This window comes from Streptomyces sp. NPDC031497, assembly GCF_055580905.1.
Map to the genome: position 1 here is coordinate 203384 of NZ_JBVIKO010000018.1, position 15624 is coordinate 219007.

Below are 15624 nucleotides of genomic sequence, written 5' to 3' on the forward strand. Positions count from 1 at the left end.
GCGATGCGGTGCAGGTCGTCGTAACTGTGAGAGCGCCCGGATTCCGTTTGATTACGCGGGAAACACAAGCTAGTTGAGTGACATGTGTCACTTTTCGAGGTGCTTGAAACTTTGCTTGAAAGTTCTGCCATCTACAGTGACAAGCCCTTTCCCCGCCCTACGCCGGCAACTGGAGCGTTCCGCCATGCACGACGGTTCCTCTGCAGTCATCAGCGCCACCGCCTACGCCCGGATCTACGAGGAGCAGCAACCGCGTCTCGTCGCGTATGCCCGCTCCCTCACCAGGAACGCGTGGGTCGCCGAAGACCTCGTCGCCGAGGCGCACTTCAGGGTCTGGCGGCGGCTGGCCGAGGGGCACGAGATCGACAACGTGTCGGCGTATCTGATGACGACCGTCCGGCACCTCGCGTACGCCGCCGGCGGTGCGGTGCGCGAGACGCCCCGGGATCCGCACGCCGACGAGCAGGCCGAGGCGGGTCGGCACGGCGACGACCCGGCCGAGCAGGTCTCCTCCGCCGATCTGCTGGTGCGTGTGCTGGCCCAGTTGCCCGAACGCTGGGTCAAGGCGCTGTGGCTGGCCGAGGCGGAGGGGCAGTCGCTGGCGCAGATCGGACCGCAGTTGGGCACCAAGGAGGGCGCCACCGCCGTGCTGCTGCACCGCGCCCGCGAAGGCATGCGGCAGGCGTTCCTGCGCACGCAGACCGGCGCGCCGGACGACCCCGCCTGCCAGGTCCACTGGAGCCGGATGCCGGCGTACGTGCGCGGCACCGCGACGGAACGGCAGTCCGACCGGCTGCTCGCCCATGTGGACACCTGCGACGACTGCCGTGCCCGCCTCGCCGCGCTGATGACCGCCAACGACCGGCTCCCGGCCCTCGTCGGCCCGGCTCTGCTGGTGTTCGCGGTCGGGGGTACGGCCGGCAGGTTCCTGCTCGCCCTCACCTCCGGCACCGCCGCGAGCGCGCACGGGGGCGGGGGCGGCGGCGGGCTGCTGCACGGCGTACGGCAGGGCACGACGATCGGCGGTGCGAAGACGCCGGTGGCGGTCGCGGCGGGCGCGATGGTGGCCGGGGCGGCGGCACTGGTGCTCATACTCAGCCCGGGCCGGTCCGCCTCGGTCCCGGCCCAGCGGACGCCGGTCGCAGACGCACCGGTGACCCAGGTGCCGGTGGCCGGGACGCCGGTGGTGCCGAAGGACGAGCCCGCGGCGACCGGGAAGGGTGGCGGTGCGGGGGCGGCACGGGCGGAGCGTGCGGGCGGGTCCGGGGATACGGCCCAGCAGGTGCGTACGGTCGTCACCCGGCCGTCGGACGCCGGTGGGGCCGCGTCGGATCCCGGCGGGAAGGCTTCGGGAGGCGCGGGAGACGGTGGGAACGGTGACGCCGCGCCGCCCGTGACGACCGAGCCGGCACCGTCCGAGCCCACGGACCCGACCGACCCGACTCCCCCGGCCGACCCCGTTCCTCCGACGGAACCCACCGAACCGACTCCCCCGGCGGAGCCGACCGACCCCGCTCCCCCCGCCGAGCCGACCGACCCGGCTCCCGTGGACACCCCGCCGGTCCAGGACCCCGACCCGGCCCCGGCCACCCCACCCGCCGACGACTGCACACCCGGGCACGGCAACGGCAACGGCAACGGCAACGGCAACGGCAACGGCAACGGCAACAACGTCCGAGTCCCGCAGTAGTAGCGGCAACAGCCGTCGGCGCGGCAACCCTCAGCCGACCTCGTTCTCCGCGGTCGCCTGGCCGTGGACGACGACGGCGCCGCCGTAGAACATGCCCGTGAAGACCGGGTCGTACGTCAACTGGACCTCGACCTGGACCTGTTGGGCGTCGGCGGCGACGCAGTGCGTGCCCGCGATGTCGGCGGTGGACATGTCCATCTCGCGGGCGAAGGTCTTCACCCGGGCGTCGCAGTCCTGGAAGTTGATCGGCGCGGCGCCCTTGTTCTCGTACAGGGCTTCCCTGTCGATGTCCTGCGCCGCGTACCGGGCCGCCTGTTCCGCGATGTCGGCGGCACGCTCCCGCTTGGAGATGGACAGTCCGCCGTCGATGACGAAGGCGGAAAGGGAGAGGAAGACCAGGCTGAAGATGATGACCGCGCCGGCGCCCGAGCCCCGGTCGTCGAGCCGGAGCCGGCGCGCGGCCCACCAGTTGCGCAGCAGTGCGACGCTCACGCCGACCTCCGGAGCGGGTCCAGCGGCGAGGAGAAGCTCGCGGTGAGGGTGGTCGGGATGTCCAGGCCCAGCATGGCCAGGCCCCGCACCTCGCAGCTCACCTCGACCGTGAAGATGGTGTCGGGCGCGAAGCCCGCGCTGGTCTGGACGACGGAGACCGGGCCGGAGCAGACGTCCGACAGGTCCGCCTCGGCGGCCTTGCGCGCCTCCGACATGGCCGTGGTGTGGTCCTTCTGGATGGAGCCGGCCCGGGCCGCGTCGCGCGCGGCGCCGTCGATCGCGCCCCGCCCGTCGACGAGTTGGCCGAAGGCGACCAGGACGAGAATGAACAGGATCATGACCGGGGCGAGGATGACGACCTCGACGGTCGACAACCCCCGGTCGTCGAGCGCGGTTTCGCGGCGGGTGGACATCTAGTTCGTATCCTCCACGAACCGCTCGACCGGCCCCGAGGACTGCGCGTGCACCGTCAGGTCCAGGCCCGGGAACACCGTAGGGATGCGGGCCGTGATCTCGACGCCGACCGTGTTCTGTTCCGGCTGGAGCATCTTCACGTCGGGCGACAGGACCAGCTGCGGCCCGAGTTGGCTGATGTAGGAGTCGACCACGTCCTGCGCCTCGCCACGCCAGGCGCCGGGCTCCGCGTCGGCGGTGGCGCGGGCCTTGCGGGCGCCGGCCTGGGCCGCCGCCTGGGCCACGTGGTCGGCGAAGAAGTACAGCGCGAACTGCACGGTCGCGAAGATCATGAAGAAGAGGACGGGGGTGAGGAACACGAACTCGATCGCGGTCATGCCCGAGTCACCGCGCGCGGCGGCCGCACGCCGGCGCAGCCATCCGTTCACGTCCACACAGACCCCCGTCATCCCCGTTTCGTCTCCGTCGTGCGCCTGGTCAGCAGGTCTTGCTGTCGGTCGTGCCCGCAATGCAGGTACCGACCTTGTTGGCGCCGGTCTGCAGCGCGTTACTGATGATGAAGGCCACCACACCGACGATCGACACAACGACCGCGGAGATGATGACCCACTCGACGGCGGAGGCACCGCGGTCGAGTTCGCCGGAGCGGGCGCGCTGCACCCGGCCCTGGAGAAAGGTGACGAGGAAGTCCATCGCCGGGATACCGGTGCTGAAGTTCCGCCCGGTCATGTTCCGTTCGTTCATGGTGAGTTCTCCCGTTACGTTGATCGAATCAGCAGTTGTCGAAGGTTTCTGGAACAGCTCACACCTGGAACACCCGCATCGCCGCCGGGAAGATCAGGAAAACCAGGAAGCCGGCGCACAGCAGCAGCTGGGCGACGAGCATCGACTGGGACTTCTCGCCCGCGCTGCCCTCGATCTCGGCGAGTTCGCGGTGGCGCATGGTCTCGGCACGGGAAGCGAGGGACTCACGGACCTTGGCGCCGTCGTCCGCGACCAGGGCCAGCGAGGCCGACAGGTCCTTCAGCTCCTCGACACCCAGCTCCTCGCCGAGCGCGCCGAGGGCCTGCCACTGGCTGACGCCGGTGATCCGGGCGTCGGACAGGGCGTTGCGGATGCGCACGTTGGCCCAGCCATCGGAGATCTCCGCGGCCGCCATCAGCGCCTCGGGAAGACCCCGGCCACCGGCGAGGCTCATCGACACCAGGTCGAGGTAGGCCCCGATGACCCGCCTGAGGTCCCGGCGCTTCTCGGCCGCGTCCCGTCGTACCTCCAGGTCGGGCAGGAAGAAGAACAGAGCCGCGCAGGCCAGGGCCAGCCAGACCGGGATGACCGGGTTGTGGCCGAAGCCCATCGTGTAGGCGACGGCGAACAAGAACGGCCCGAAGATCAGGCCGGCGGCGGCGAGCAGCGCCTTGGTCGCCAGGAACTTCTCCCAGCTGCGGTCCAGCACGGCGAGGTCGGCTCGGAGCGAGCGCTGTTCCCAGCCCTGCTGCCGGTAGAACTCGGCAACTCGCTCACCGACTTCGGCGCGCAGCGAGCCGAAGCGGCCGGTGTCCTGGGTCTGCCGCGCCGACTCGTAGGCCGCGCCGCGGGCCCGCATCGCGTCGATCCGGGCGACCTGGGCGACGGCGCTGCGCTTTGACGGCATCAGGGCGCGGATCAGGGCGTAGACGCCCAGTCCGAGGGTCACGCCGACGAGGATCGGCATCGTGAGGTTCATCGGCGTACCCCTTCCTCGGTGGGCAGCTGCTGCTGACCGGGCTGCCCGGCCGCGGTGCGGGGCGGTCGTACGAACTGGACGGAGGACTGGTCACGGACCAGGAACCGTTCCGGGGTCTCGATGGTGGACAGCTTGCGCAGCCACCAGAAGCCGAGCGCGAACAGCGCGCAGACCAGGGCGAGGACCAGCTGGCCGACGGCGGTGCCGTACGGCTCCACGAAGTCACGGTTGAAGACGGCGAGGCCGAGGACGAACGCGACCGACACGGCGACGACGATCTGCACCGAGCGCCGCGTGGACGCCCGCTGGGCCATCACGCGCTGCCGCATGTCGACCTCTTCGCGGGCCGACTTGGCGAGCGCGCCGAGGACCTGGCGCAGTCCGGGGCCGCGGAGGCGGGCGTTGAGGATGAGCGCCGCCACGATGATGTCGGCCGAGGCGTCGTTGATCTCGTCGGCGAGGTGCTGGAGCGCGTCGGGCAGCGGGGTGCGGGCGCGCAGCCGGTCGACGAGGGCGTCGAGGTGCGGCCGCAGGATCGGTGCGGCGGCGCGGGCGGAGGCCGGGATGGCCTGCTCCAGGCCGACCGCGCCGGCGATGGTGTCGCGCAGCGACTCGGTCCAGGAGGCGAGCGCCTCCACGCGCTTCATCGCGGCCCGTTCCTCGCCGGCGCCGCCGAACAGCTTGTCCCAGAAGAAGACCAGGACGCCGGCGGCGACACCGGCCACCGCCCAGCGGGTCAGCAGCAGCACGGCGAGGCCGACGATGGCCGCGAGGGAACCGCGCTGACCGGCGAACCGGATGAGCTCGGCGGCCCGTTCGTTGGCCTTCTGCTTCTCGTGGTCGGGCTTGGCGGGCAGGCCGCGGATCGCCAGGATCAGCAGCGCGAGCCCGCCGCCGACGGCGACACCGCAGGCGAGCGCGGAGAGGACCGGGACGGAGAAGAGCCCGCCCATGGAGCCCAGGGAACCCAGGTTCATGTCACGTCACCCCCACGCCCCGTGCGGCTGGTAGCCGTAGGCCATCAGGTCCTCCAGGCAGGCTATGGGCGCGTGCGGTACGACCCGGCCGTCGTGGGCCTCCGCGAACACCTCGCTGGACAGCACCCGACCGTCCACGCCGTTGACCTCACGGACCGAGGTGACCATGCGCTGGAGGCGGCCGCCGGTCTGGTAGTTGTTGCGCCGCTGGATGAAGACGACGAAGTTCACCGCGCCCGCGATCAGCATCTGGCTGGCCTCGATGGGCAGTCGCTCGGAGGCCTGGAGGGCGTAGGTCGAGATGCGGTTGAACACTTCGCTGGAGCTGTTCGCGTGGATCGTGGAGAGGGACCCGTCGTTGCCCTGCGACATCGCGTTGAGCATGGTGACGATCTCGTCGCCGAGGACCTCACCGACGATGACCCGGGACGGGTTCATACGGAGGGAACGGCGGACCAGTTCGGCCATGGAAATAGTGCCCTGGCCCTCGGAGTTGGGCAGCCGCTCCTCGAACGCGACGACGTTCGGGTGCAGGTCGTGGAAGGTGTCCAGGCCGAGCTCCAGCGCGCGCTCGACGGTGATGAGCCGCTCGTGCGGCGGGATCTCGTTGGCGAGGGCGCGCAGCAGCGTCGTCTTTCCGGCGTTGGTCGCCCCCGCGATCATGATGTTCTTGCGGGCGCGCACGGCGCAGGCCATGAAGTGCGCGACCTCGGGCGTCAGCGTGCCGTTGCCGACCAGGTCGGAGATGAAGACCTTGCCCATGCGGGCGCGGCGGATGGACAGCGCGGGCCGCCGGGTGACGTCCATGACGGCCGAGAGCCGGGAGCCGTCGGGGAGGCGGAGGTCGAGCTGCGGGTTGGCGGAGTCGAAGGGCCGGGAGGAGAGACCGGAGTAGGCGCCGAGCACCTGGATGAGCTCGACGAGCTCCTCGTCCGTCTCCGCGACGGGTTCCCCTTTGGCCTCCCGCCCGTCGCTGTACCCGACGAACACCTGGTCGCACCCGTTGATGTCGATGTTCTCGACCTCGGGATCGTCCAGCAGCGGCTGCAGCCGCCCCACCCCGAAGAGCGCCGCGTGCACGGCGGCCGCGTACTGCTCCTCGGTCTCCGCGTCCAGCGGGGTGCGCCCGGCGTTGATCTCCGAACGGGCGTTCTCCTCCAGGATCTGGGCTATGACCGCGCGGGCGTACTGCCGTTCGTCCTCGGTGGACATCGGCGTGACGCCGGACACCTGGTCTTGGCGGCGCTGCTCGGCGATCCGGTCGCCGGCGTCCTGCCGGAACCGCTTGACCAACTGGTGGTCGACAGCCGTCATCGGCCGGCCCCCGCATGGGGCGCCTGCGTCGGTACGGACCAGGCGGCGCCGTACTGCTGGTGGAGGTCGGCGGTGACCTTGCGGGCCGAGCGGATGAGCAGGGACTTGTCGAGGCGCCCGCGCTTGCGGCCGGCCAACTGGTCGGCGCCGGCGGGGTCGTCGGCGATGGTGCCGACCACCCGGGCACCGGTCTGGGCGTGTACGAGCATGTCGTTGACCTGGTTGACCAGCTTGCCGGAGCCGGCCGGGTCGGCGATCAGGACGACCCCGATCAGCGGGGTCGCGAGCGCGGCGGCACCGCGCGGGCCGCCGTGCAGCTTCTGGGCGAGCGCGGCGGCACGGTCCCGGACGCGGGCGAGGGCCTCGGGCTCGGTGCGCGAGACCAGCAGGACGAGCGCGGCGTGCGGGAGGAGTTCCACGGCGGGGGTGTCGCCGCTGATCCGGCCGCAGTCGGCGATGACGTCGGCGGGGGCGTTCGGGGAGTCGGCGAGGGAGGCGAAGGCGTGCCCGAGGGTGGGCCAGAGTCCGGCGAGACCGGCGGCGTGCTCGGCGATACCGAGCCCGACGAGGACTTCGAGGCCCCCGCTCAACGGCTGCACGTGGTCCCAGAGTTGGTCGGGCACGAGCCCGCGCCGGGCGGTGGCGGCGATGGAGAGCATGCCGGTGTTGGGGTTGAGCGGCCCGCCGTGCGCGGCGGCACTGCGGTAGACCAGGTCCCCGCCGGCCGGGTCGGCCTCGGCGAGCAGGACCCGGCGCGGCCAGACCGCGGCCAGAGCGACGGCCGCGGTGGTGACGCCGGGGGAACCCTTGTCGGCGGCGATTGCGATGAGCGCCATGGGGTGGGGGCCGCCTTCTAGTTGCCGTTGCCGGGTACGAGGACGAGGGCGACCTCGCCGTTGGACGCGGCGTCGGCCAGGTCGGCGGCCTTGTCGCTGTCGACGGTGAGCGTGATGGCGTAGTTGGTGCTGCTGACCAGGTCCGAGCTGCTCTTGTCGCTCGGTACGGCGCTGACCTTGGCGTTGCCCGTGATCAGCGAGTCGGTGCCGGCGGAGGAGGACGAACCGCCGGCAGACGAGGAGCCGGTGACGCGGTAGGCGGCGACGGTGTCACCGATCTCGATACCGGACGGGTACTGCCCCTCCTTGAGGGCCAGGCCGACGGTGGACTTTCCGGCGGGAAGCTTGCTGCCGCTGCCGAACATCTCACCGACGGCGACGACACCGGCCGGGATGGTGCTGACGGCCTTCAGTTTCTTCAGGCTCTCCAGCTGGGACCACCTGACGTAGTGGATGCTGGAGTCGTCGGCGACCATGACGGAGGTCACGTTGCTCCCGGTCACGGACGAGCCGGCCGGAATCTCCTGCGTGATCTTTATGACCTCGATCCGCTTGCCGGCCTGCAGCACGAGCGTCGTCGCACCCAGCGCGCCGAGCAGGATCAGCAGCACGGCGAGCGCGGCCAGGGCGGGCTTGCGCTCGCGCGGTGCGGTGGGAAGCCGGTCACCGACCGAAGGCTGAGCCGGACCGGCGGAACGACCGGCGCCCGCCCCCGTACGCTCCTGGATCTTCACGCAACCGCTCCCCGTTAAAGCCAAGACTTTGTCTGTCAAGAACTCTGAAATGCCGTCAACGCTTTCCACACCGCGAAAGCGGACACTCCACACGAATCACCCCGAATCGGGGGATTACTCCGCCGCGGGGTGAGTGTCAAGCGATCGCACCGTATCAGCCGCACATAAGCCCCTCAAGGCGCGGACGGACTCCTTGACCTCACTGAAATCGTCGTTGCGATCTGCAACGAGGGTGGCCATTGGGCCAGTTGGGAGTAGGGGGCCGCGGACACGAGTCGAGCTGTGCGCCGGCGAATCCCGAACGCCCTGCTCGCACGCCCTCCACGCCACGAGCCCTCACCACGCACCCATGAGGCCTGCACGAATCACTCACGTCGGTTTGACCGACACATGCCATGATTTTTGCCTGGCGGGTGCCGGGCCAGGCCGGGCCGGCCCTGCGCGTGATGGCGGTCACGGCCCTGCCGGTCGTGGCGGCGGTGCCCGAACTGTCGTGGGGGCCGCGGCGGTTGCCGGCGGAGCGGTCCGAATAGGATCAGCCGGCCGGGTGAAGGTTCGCCGGCATGAATGACGGGGAGGGTGCCAGGCCGTGATCGAGCCGTCGTACCGCCATCAGTGGAAGCCCCCTGCGGGGGAGGAACTCGTGGCGCGCGCCACGGTGTCCTACGCGACCGGTGCGGCCGACCGGGTGAAGGGGCGGCGCTGGTTCCGTGACCCCGAACGACGGGACATCCAGGGTGAGTTGGATGGTTGGCCGACCGGTCCGACGTACCGGCTCGTGTCGCGGGTGGGTCCCATCGTCTGGGCCGTGCTGACGGCCGTGTTCCTCCTCGGGCTCTTCGTCCTGACCATGGTCTCCGGAGGCAATGGGCCGAACGGCGGCCCCGGTGGCCCGAACTCCCTGCGCAGGAGCGAGGACCCCGAGAACGAGGAGACGGACTTCCCGGTGCTGTGGGCCGCCCCCGGCACGACCGCCCGCACCCTCCCCTGGGAACTCGACCCGGCCCGCCGCCCCGACACCGACGTCACACACCTGGTCGTGACCGACCGCCGGTTGCTGGTGCTCGGTGGGCTGAAGGACCCCAGGGAGCCCTGGGAGGAGGTCCTCTGGGAGACAGACCTGAGCACGGTCGCCTCGGTCGAACGACGCCCGTTCAGCGTCGGCCAGCGGGACTTCAGGATCACCTTCACGGACGGCTCCTGGTGCCGTCTGACGTCCTCGGAGGGCGACGCCCTGCTTCGTCATCTGACCGCCGGCTGACCGAGAGGGAGGTACACCGTGGGCGGATCGGCCAAGCCCAGGCGCCCGAGGGCCGCTCCGGCCGCGTTGCGGGTCCGGGGGGCCGGCAAGAAGAAGGAGAAGAAGAGCAGGGACGGCCTGTTCGGGTGCCTGGTCTTCCTTCTGATCGTGGGCGCAATCGTCCTGCTGGCGGCGATCGACGCGCTGTGGGGCGACGGCACCTGGCGGTGGGCGGCACGGAACTGGCCGGGCGGGGCGTATGCCTTCGCGGTGTGCCTTGGCGTGGCCGCCCCGCTCCTCTTCGCCCTCTTCCTCCGGGCGATGGGCGGCACGGACCGCAAGTCCTGGAAGGCCCACCCGGCCCGCGCCCTGGGCTCCACCATGCTCGCCGTCCTGGCGGCGGCCCCGCTCGTGCCCTTCCTGTCCCTGGCCTTCAACGCGGTGGACAGCGGCAAGAGCAAACACCGCTCGGGACCACCGAGTTGGGTCTTCGGCCACTACCCCTGGCTGTGGGCGGTGGGAATCTTCTCGACGCTCGCCACGGTCGTAGTGCTGGTGTGGCTGACGGTGATCCTGACCCGGCGGAGCGACGCGGCTAGGACGTGACCCGGACGGTCTTGGCCAGCTCGTCGGTCAGCTCGCACAGGGCGTCGGTGTGGGCCAACGCCCGCCAGGACGTGAGCAGGACGAGCCCCCACGTCTCGTCGGCCCGAATACCGTACGCGCACGTCTCCATGACCGTCCCCAGTCCGTCCTGGCCGACGTCCTGGACGTACGCGTGCCGTACCCGCACCGCCAGGCCCGCGGGAAGCGTACGGAGCTCCGCCTCGGGCGGACGGTAGGAGACCGGGGTGGGGGCGGCGAGATAGCCCTGGAGCAGGCCGACGGTCATGGCCGGGTACGTGTCGTCGGCGACCAGCCCGGACAGCTCGATCCGGGCGAGTGCGCCGAGGCGCGGCTCGGGGACGTACGACAACGCCGTGATCGGGCCGCGCTCGCGGGAGTCCGCGGCGGCCGAACTGGCCGCATCTGCCGACCTGGCCGTCTCGCCGTTCATCCCGCTGCCCCTGCCTCGATCGCCTGGCCGTACCGCCCGCGCCGTCCCATGACGACGACCGTCACCGGTGCCAGCACGAGCACCGCGGCGGCGCCCAGGCAGACGTAGCCCTCGAGAACGCCGCCGATGCCGGACTTGGTGCCGAGGGAGGGCTTGTAGTGACCTGCCGGGTCGACGACGGCCGTGGTCGTCCGCCCGACGCGGTCGGCACAGTCCTCCTTGTTGTCGATCACCTCGTGGACGGACCCGTCCCGCAGCCGGACCCGGCAGTACGTCTCACGGGTCCCGTGCGTCCACTGATGGGTCGGGGCGGCGATGGTGACCGTCTGTTCCACCCCGCGCAGCTGCAAATACCAGGCGTTGGCGAAGTACGAGCCGACCAGGACCAGCACGAGATAGGCGGCCGCGGTGACATACCGGGCGACGGGGGCCCCGCGGGAGTCACGGGTCCTGAAGGCCACCCAGAACACCGGCAGCCCGAGCAGCAGGCCGACGAACGCCGCCGCCTTGCCGATGAACAGGCTGGAGAGCAGACAGACGGCGACCGACGCGGCGGCCACCAGGAGCAGCCGGGCCCACGGCCACACCGAAGTCCCACCGCCGTACCCGAACCGTGCCGGCCGGCCCTCGGAGGTGGGCTCGGAGAACTCCGCGAGGACGGTGCGTACCCGCCGCATGCCGTCCGGGCCGGCCGCGACACGGCGCAGCTCCGGCAGCCCCAAGCCCGCCTCTTCCAGCGCCCGTTGCCATTTCTCCGGCAGTTCCGCGAACAGTTCGTCGACGGACCGCTCGTCCTCGCTCGCCACGTGATCCTTGCTCTCTCCGCTCTGGGGTACCTGACAGCCGACCGGGTCGGCCGCTGGTACTCCAGTGCCAGTCGTAGAACGGTGTGCCGCCGGCCCCGATGCCCGGGATCTCCTTCGCCCCCTGGAGGTGGTTCGGCCCGGTGCCCCACGGCTCGCCGGGGTGCATGTGTGCCAGGTTCGACCAGCCGGCCAGGAGCGGCAGCACATGGCTGCCGTCCTGGCTGCCGTCCTGGCGGGCGTTGGCCTGACCCGGTGGAGCGACGCGGCTAGGACGTGACCCGGACGGTCTTGGCCAGCTCGTCGGTCAGCTCGCACAGGGTGTCCGTGTGGGCCGGCGCCTGCCAGGACGTCAGCAGCACGAGCCCCCACGTCTCGTCGGCCCGGATGCCGTACGCGCACGTCTCCATGATCGTCCCCAGCCCGTCCCGGCCGACGTCCCGGACGTACGCGTGCCGGACGCGTACCGCGGGCCCGGCGGGCAGGGTACGGAGCTCGGCCTCGGGCGGACGGTAGGAGTCGGCGGTGGGAGCGGCGAGATACCGCTGCAGGAGGTCGACGGTCAGGGTCGGGTACGTGTCGTCGGCGACCAGCGCGGACAGTTCGACACGGGCCAGTTCCCCGAGCCGCGGCTCGGGGACGTACGACAGCGCGGTGACGGGTCCGCGCCCGCGGGAGTCGGCGGCGGCCTCGCGGAGTTCGGCGGCGAGGGCGCGGAGCAGCTTCGGGTCGCCGTCGTCGGGGCCGACGAGCCGCCGGGCGGCCTCCTCCGCCCAGGCGCCCAGTTCGACGGACGTGCGCACGGGCAGCGCGACGGCGTCCTCCGGCGTCCGCAGACGAACGGTGGCGGCGGCGAACTCGGGCATCAGGCCATCCATTGCAGGGTTCGGGCGACGGAGTCGAACAGCGTGACCAGGGCCTCCACCAGCGGCTCCAGCGGCGGTGCCGTCGGCGTCGAGAAGGAGAGCAGCAGCCGCTGGCCGCTGTTCGGGACGGCGAGGTAGACGTCCAGGTGGGCGAGGACGAGCCTGTTGCCGTCGGGGTCGTCGGCGGCGGGCCGGCGGAGGTAGCGGTGGCGTACGGCGGGGCCGGCGGGGAGGTCGACGAGGGTGACGTCGTCGATGCCTGCGCCACCGGCGTCATCGGCGTCTTTGGCGTCGGCGCGGAGGGCGAGGGAGCGGGCGATGTCGCCGAGGTCGCCGGGTTCGGTGCCGGGTGCCGGCCGCAGCACCGTCACGACCAGACCGGCGGAGACCGGGACCTGGCCGAGGACCTGGTCGACGACGTACATCTCCACGCCACCGTTGGCCTGCGCGGCCTCGGCCTGTGTCCGCATCCGCTCCGCCAGCGCGGCCTCCAGCTGCGGCGTGGCCTGCGTCCGCCGCAGCCTCCGCTTGACCAGCTTGTCGATGCGGTGGGTCCAGCGCTCCGGGCTGTCCAGCACGATCCGCTCCCAGCCGTCGGGGACGGCCAGGCGGTAGTCGGAGGGGGGTGGGACGGGGGTGGCAGGGGCCGGTTGAGTGTCGGTCATACGTCTGCCGTTCCCTTTGCCCGGCCGCCCCGTCTGCCCCGCACCTCGTTCGCGCGGCTCATGACGGCGGCGGACAGCGGAGCGAGAACGAGAACGGCGGCGGCCCCCAGGCAGAGGTAGCCGGAAACAGTGCCGCCGATGTCGGACTTGTGCCCCAGGAACGGCCGGTAGTGATCTGACGGGTCGATCACCGCGGTCCGTTTGGTGCCGATCATGACCTCGTCCGTGCACCACTTGTCGTTCTCAAACGCCTGGCGGACAGATCCGTCGGGCAGTTTGACCCGGCAGGCCAGAGTCGTGACCCCGTGCGACCCCACGTTCTCGGGCTTCTCATAAGTGACCGTGGCCTCCTGGCCGCGAAGTTGCAGGTACCACTCGTCGGCGGCATAGGAGCCCGTCCAGACCAGGACGGCGTACGCGGCCCCGACCAGGCTCAGGGCCACGAACCCGCCACGCGACCATCGAGTCCTGAACGCGGCCCAGGCCACGGGGACGGCGAGGGCCACGCCGACGAACAGCGCCTGGCGGTTGATCCAGTACGTGGTGAGAAGACAGAGGGCGACGCTGGCGACAGCCACCAGGAGCAGCCGCAGCCAGGGCCACACGGGCCCGCGGCGCAGTCCGTCGATGTCGCCGCCGTACTCCCACCACCCGACCGGATCGGGAGGGGACGGCGAGAACTCGGAGAGGATGAGCCGCACCCGCCGCTCGCCGCCCTCCTCCTGCGCCATCCGGCGCAGCTGGGGCAGACCGAGCCCATTCTCCTCGAGCGCGGTCTGCGCGGTCGGCGGAAGCCGTGCGAACTGCTCGTCGACGCTGTCGTCGTCACCTTGTCGTGCCACGTGCTGTGCCCTCGTTCTCTCGTCAGCCCCGGACGTCAGCCCTGGACGGTCAGATGTCCGTTGTAGAAGGGGATTCCGTTGGCGCCGAGACCGGGTACGCCCTTCTTGATGCTGCTGAACAGGTCGGCCTCGGCGTACTTCTCCAAGCCCGTCGCGGGCGACAGATTCAGGACGCCGGCGACCGTCGGCCCGACCTGGCTCGCCCAGTAGAGGCGGTTGGCGGAACGGGCCATACCCTTGAACTCGGAGTCGGAGAGCATCCGCAGCTTGGGCAGCTTGCCCTCACGGACGATGCCATTGGCCAGGTCCTCGTTCTTGCCGATAGCGGTGAAGTAGGACTTGATGTCGAAGGATTCCCTGACGACCGACCGCATCCTGGGCAGCAGACTCGTCGGTCCCTTCGCCAGCGCCTCACCGATCTTTCCGGGTTTGACCCCCGAGAGCGTCTCGGCGATCTCGGCCGCGAACTCCTTGCTCGCGCCCAGCTCACGCGCGGCCAGAACGTCTTTCGCCGCCGACGAGCCACGAGCCGCGAGGGCCGCCTCCTTGGCCGTCGTCCCCAGGATCCGCCCGGCCCCGAACGACAGCACACCGACCACGTCGATGGCGACGTCCAACCAGGTTCCCTTGCCGTCCAGGGCGGAGACGGTGTCGCAGACGAGGGCGACCACGGACGCGACCAGGGCCACCGCAATGATCAAGGGGCCGATGACGGGAATCCAGCCGATGACGAGGGACAGCAGGCACAACGCGCCTGCGACCACCCCCGCCCAGTGGCCGATGGTGGCAACCCAGTCCTTCCAGTTGTCCCACCAGTGGTGCTTGGGATCCTTCAGCCCGTCGTGGTCGATGGCGTCCCGTATCGCCCTGGCGGCATACCCGGCCTGCGTGTCCCGGTAGTCGAGCGCGGCCCGAAGCTCCCGCTTGGCGGCGTCGAGCTCTCCGTCGGAGGCCTCTTTCTGCCGCTTCAGCTTCTGCTTGTCGGGATGGTTGTCGTCACTGGACGGATGCTGGTCGATCTGCTTCTGGTAGTTGCTACTGTCGGCATCGGCCGCGGCGGCTTTCTTCAGCGCCGAACGGACCCGGTTCTGGGCGTGGTTGAGGGCGGTGGCCCAGTTCTCCCGGACGGTGTCGGCGATGGGCTCGTACGGCACGGAGGAACCGAGGGCCGCCCCGGCCGCCGCATACCGCTGATGCGACTGACCGAGCAGCTTGACGGTCTCCCCGGTCTTCTTGGTGAACTCCCTGCCCGCGTCGGAGTCCCACCCGTTCCCGTCGACGAGGTTGTTCAGCTTGCCGGCCTGCTCCTCGATCAGCCTGGCGGTGTCGGAGATCCGCTTGCCGAGCCGGGCGACCTCGTACGGATCCCCGGGCGCGAACTCCTTGTCGTCGTACCGAGCCGTCTGCCAGTCGACGCCGGAGAAGTCGTGATCGCTCACTTGTCCCCCGACCCAGCCTTGAGCAACGCGTCGGCGAGATGCTGATCGACCCCGTCGTAGGCCTTGGCCGCCTCGCCCGCGGTCTTCCCGAGAAACTCCAGCCCGTCGCAGAGCTGCTTGCGCTTCTTCTTCCAGTCGTCGGCGAAGTCACCCAGCGCACCGGCCACCTCACCGGACCCGATCTCGGAGCCGTACGAGTCGACGAGATCCTTCGCATGCTCAAAACTGGACTTCAACTTCGCGACCGACCGGCTGATCTCCCGCAACTCGCTTGTGGACACCTTGACGTGATCCGCCACTACTACCCCCGTGAATACGCGCGTACCCGGCCGCCCCGCAGGACGCAGACGGCCAGGGTCACTGTGGGTCGAGGGTTTTCGGGGTCACAACCAATGGACCGCAAAGGGAGCTCAAAGGAGGGGTGTCGCCCGGCGGGACCGCACCGTCCCCACTCCACATCCACACGCCCCCCACAACTGGCCCGGCCGACCACCACACCACGCTCTGGTGGCAGGAGCTTGCTGAGACGTTC

Annotated in this window: 19 protein-coding genes; 3 read left to right on the forward strand and 16 right to left on the reverse strand. The window is 70.7% G+C overall.

From position 1 onward, the window contains the following. Positions 1 to 184: 184 nt before the first annotated feature. Complete coding sequence (locus ACZ5K7_RS32185) at positions 185 to 1690, forward strand: sigma-70 family RNA polymerase sigma factor (RefSeq protein ID WP_468918736.1); 1506 nt, start codon at positions 185 to 187, stop codon at positions 1688 to 1690. A 30-nt stretch (positions 1691 to 1720) separates the two neighbouring features. On the opposite strand, the gene ACZ5K7_RS32190 is transcribed toward ACZ5K7_RS32185, so the two are convergent. The 9 genes from ACZ5K7_RS32190 to ACZ5K7_RS32230 form a co-directional block, all read right to left on the reverse strand. Beyond that, on the reverse strand, positions 1721 to 2182 hold the full coding sequence (locus ACZ5K7_RS32190) for a pilus assembly protein TadG-related protein (protein ID WP_468918739.1): 462 nt from the start codon (positions 2180 to 2182) through the stop codon (positions 1721 to 1723). Beyond that, on the reverse strand, positions 2179 to 2595 hold the full coding sequence (locus ACZ5K7_RS32195) for a TadE/TadG family type IV pilus assembly protein (protein ID WP_468918741.1): 417 nt from the start codon (positions 2593 to 2595) through the stop codon (positions 2179 to 2181). The genes ACZ5K7_RS32190 and ACZ5K7_RS32195 overlap by 4 nt, the downstream gene beginning before the upstream one ends. Then, complete coding sequence (locus tag ACZ5K7_RS32200) at positions 2596 to 3045, reverse strand: TadE family protein (RefSeq protein WP_468918744.1); 450 nt, start codon at positions 3043 to 3045, stop codon at positions 2596 to 2598. A gap of 28 nt (positions 3046 to 3073) precedes the next feature. Then, positions 3074 to 3325 carry a hypothetical protein gene (locus tag ACZ5K7_RS32205; protein ID WP_468918865.1) on the reverse strand — a complete coding sequence of 84 codons (252 nt, stop codon included), beginning with the start codon at positions 3323 to 3325 and terminating at the stop codon, positions 3074 to 3076. A gap of 73 nt (positions 3326 to 3398) precedes the next feature. Continuing rightward, the gene (locus tag ACZ5K7_RS32210; RefSeq protein ID WP_468918746.1) at positions 3399 to 4319 is read right to left on the reverse strand and encodes a type II secretion system F family protein; all 921 of its coding nucleotides are present in this window, start codon (positions 4317 to 4319) and stop codon (positions 3399 to 3401) included. Beyond that, positions 4316 to 5272 carry a type II secretion system F family protein gene (locus ACZ5K7_RS32215; protein WP_468918868.1) on the reverse strand — a complete coding sequence of 319 codons (957 nt, stop codon included), beginning with the start codon at positions 5270 to 5272 and terminating at the stop codon, positions 4316 to 4318. Before ACZ5K7_RS32215 ends, ACZ5K7_RS32210 begins: the two co-directional genes overlap by 4 nt. 30 nt (positions 5273 to 5302) lie before the next feature. After that, positions 5303 to 6610 (reverse strand): CpaF family protein, encoded by a 1308-nt coding sequence (locus tag ACZ5K7_RS32220; RefSeq protein WP_468918749.1) that lies wholly within the window; start codon positions 6608 to 6610, stop codon positions 5303 to 5305. Beyond that, on the reverse strand, positions 6607 to 7446 hold the full coding sequence (locus tag ACZ5K7_RS32225; protein WP_351694080.1) for a hypothetical protein: 840 nt from the start codon (positions 7444 to 7446) through the stop codon (positions 6607 to 6609). Before ACZ5K7_RS32225 ends, ACZ5K7_RS32220 begins: the two co-directional genes overlap by 4 nt. Positions 7447 to 7463: 17 nt before the next feature. Beyond that, positions 7464 to 8180: a hypothetical protein gene (locus ACZ5K7_RS32230; protein ID WP_468918752.1), complete on the reverse strand. Its 717-nt coding sequence runs from the start codon at positions 8178 to 8180 to the stop codon at positions 7464 to 7466. Between the two features lie 589 nt (positions 8181 to 8769). On the opposite strand from ACZ5K7_RS32230, the gene ACZ5K7_RS32235 reads away from it, so the two are divergent. After that, on the forward strand, positions 8770 to 9441 hold the full coding sequence (locus ACZ5K7_RS32235; RefSeq protein WP_468918755.1) for a hypothetical protein: 672 nt from the start codon (positions 8770 to 8772) through the stop codon (positions 9439 to 9441). An 18-nt stretch (positions 9442 to 9459) separates the two neighbouring features. Beyond that, positions 9460 to 10026 carry a hypothetical protein gene (locus ACZ5K7_RS32240; protein WP_468918758.1) on the forward strand — a complete coding sequence of 189 codons (567 nt, stop codon included), beginning with the start codon at positions 9460 to 9462 and terminating at the stop codon, positions 10024 to 10026. Here ACZ5K7_RS32240 and ACZ5K7_RS32245 read toward each other — a convergent pair. The 7 genes from ACZ5K7_RS32245 to ACZ5K7_RS32275 all read right to left on the reverse strand — a co-directional run bounded on the left by ACZ5K7_RS32245 (position 10016) and on the right by ACZ5K7_RS32275 (position 15373). Then, complete coding sequence (locus ACZ5K7_RS32245; protein ID WP_468918761.1) at positions 10016 to 10477, reverse strand: hypothetical protein; 462 nt, start codon at positions 10475 to 10477, stop codon at positions 10016 to 10018. The two genes, ACZ5K7_RS32240 and ACZ5K7_RS32245, sit on opposite strands and share 11 nt — an antisense overlap. Continuing rightward, a complete protein-coding gene (locus ACZ5K7_RS32250; protein WP_468918763.1) occupies positions 10474 to 11283 on the reverse strand; it encodes a hypothetical protein in 810 nt (269 codons plus the stop codon). The genes ACZ5K7_RS32245 and ACZ5K7_RS32250 overlap by 4 nt, the downstream gene beginning before the upstream one ends. Positions 11284 to 11549: 266 nt before the next feature. Then, a complete protein-coding gene (locus ACZ5K7_RS32255) occupies positions 11550 to 12146 on the reverse strand; it encodes a hypothetical protein (RefSeq protein ID WP_468918766.1) in 597 nt (198 codons plus the stop codon). Further along, complete coding sequence (locus tag ACZ5K7_RS32260; protein ID WP_468918769.1) at positions 12146 to 12811, reverse strand: hypothetical protein; 666 nt, start codon at positions 12809 to 12811, stop codon at positions 12146 to 12148. Before ACZ5K7_RS32260 ends, ACZ5K7_RS32255 begins: the two co-directional genes overlap by 1 nt. Continuing rightward, the gene (locus ACZ5K7_RS32265) at positions 12808 to 13653 is read right to left on the reverse strand and encodes a hypothetical protein (protein WP_468918771.1); all 846 of its coding nucleotides are present in this window, start codon (positions 13651 to 13653) and stop codon (positions 12808 to 12810) included. Before ACZ5K7_RS32265 ends, ACZ5K7_RS32260 begins: the two co-directional genes overlap by 4 nt. A gap of 35 nt (positions 13654 to 13688) precedes the next feature. Continuing rightward, entirely contained in the window at positions 13689 to 15092 is a 1404-nt protein-coding gene (locus ACZ5K7_RS32270; RefSeq protein ID WP_468918774.1) for a hypothetical protein, read from the reverse strand. Next, positions 15089 to 15373, reverse strand: coding sequence for a hypothetical protein (locus tag ACZ5K7_RS32275; protein ID WP_468918777.1), 285 nt, complete (start codon positions 15371 to 15373; stop codon positions 15089 to 15091). Before ACZ5K7_RS32275 ends, ACZ5K7_RS32270 begins: the two co-directional genes overlap by 4 nt. Positions 15374 to 15624: the final 251 nt, after the last annotated feature.

Bases quoted from the DNA above. Each gene is read 5' to 3' on its own strand.
- ACZ5K7_RS32255 (WP_468918766.1), bottom strand. From the start codon at position 12,146: ATGCCCGAGTTCGCCGCCGCCACCGTTCGTCTGCGGACGCCGGAGGAC.
- ACZ5K7_RS32205 (WP_468918865.1), bottom strand. From the start codon at position 3,325: ATGACCGGGCGGAACTTCAGCACCGGTATCCCGGCGATGGACTTCCTC.
- ACZ5K7_RS32215 (WP_468918868.1), bottom strand. From the start codon at position 5,272: ATGGGCGGGCTCTTCTCCGTCCCGGTCCTCTCCGCGCTCGCCTGCGGT.
- ACZ5K7_RS32210 (WP_468918746.1), bottom strand. From the start codon at position 4,319: ATGAACCTCACGATGCCGATCCTCGTCGGCGTGACCCTCGGACTGGGC.
- ACZ5K7_RS32195 (WP_468918741.1), bottom strand. From the start codon at position 2,595: ATGTCCACCCGCCGCGAAACCGCGCTCGACGACCGGGGGTTGTCGACC.
- ACZ5K7_RS32220 (WP_468918749.1), bottom strand. From the start codon at position 6,610: ATGACGGCTGTCGACCACCAGTTGGTCAAGCGGTTCCGGCAGGACGCC.
- ACZ5K7_RS32245 (WP_468918761.1), bottom strand. From the start codon at position 10,477: ATGAACGGCGAGACGGCCAGGTCGGCAGATGCGGCCAGTTCGGCCGCC.
- ACZ5K7_RS32185 (WP_468918736.1), top strand. From the start codon at position 185: ATGCACGACGGTTCCTCTGCAGTCATCAGCGCCACCGCCTACGCCCGG.
- ACZ5K7_RS32225 (WP_351694080.1), bottom strand. From the start codon at position 7,446: ATGGCGCTCATCGCAATCGCCGCCGACAAGGGTTCCCCCGGCGTCACC.
- ACZ5K7_RS32260 (WP_468918769.1), bottom strand. From the start codon at position 12,811: ATGACCGACACTCAACCGGCCCCTGCCACCCCCGTCCCACCCCCCTCC.
- ACZ5K7_RS32200 (WP_468918744.1), bottom strand. From the start codon at position 3,045: ATGACGGGGGTCTGTGTGGACGTGAACGGATGGCTGCGCCGGCGTGCG.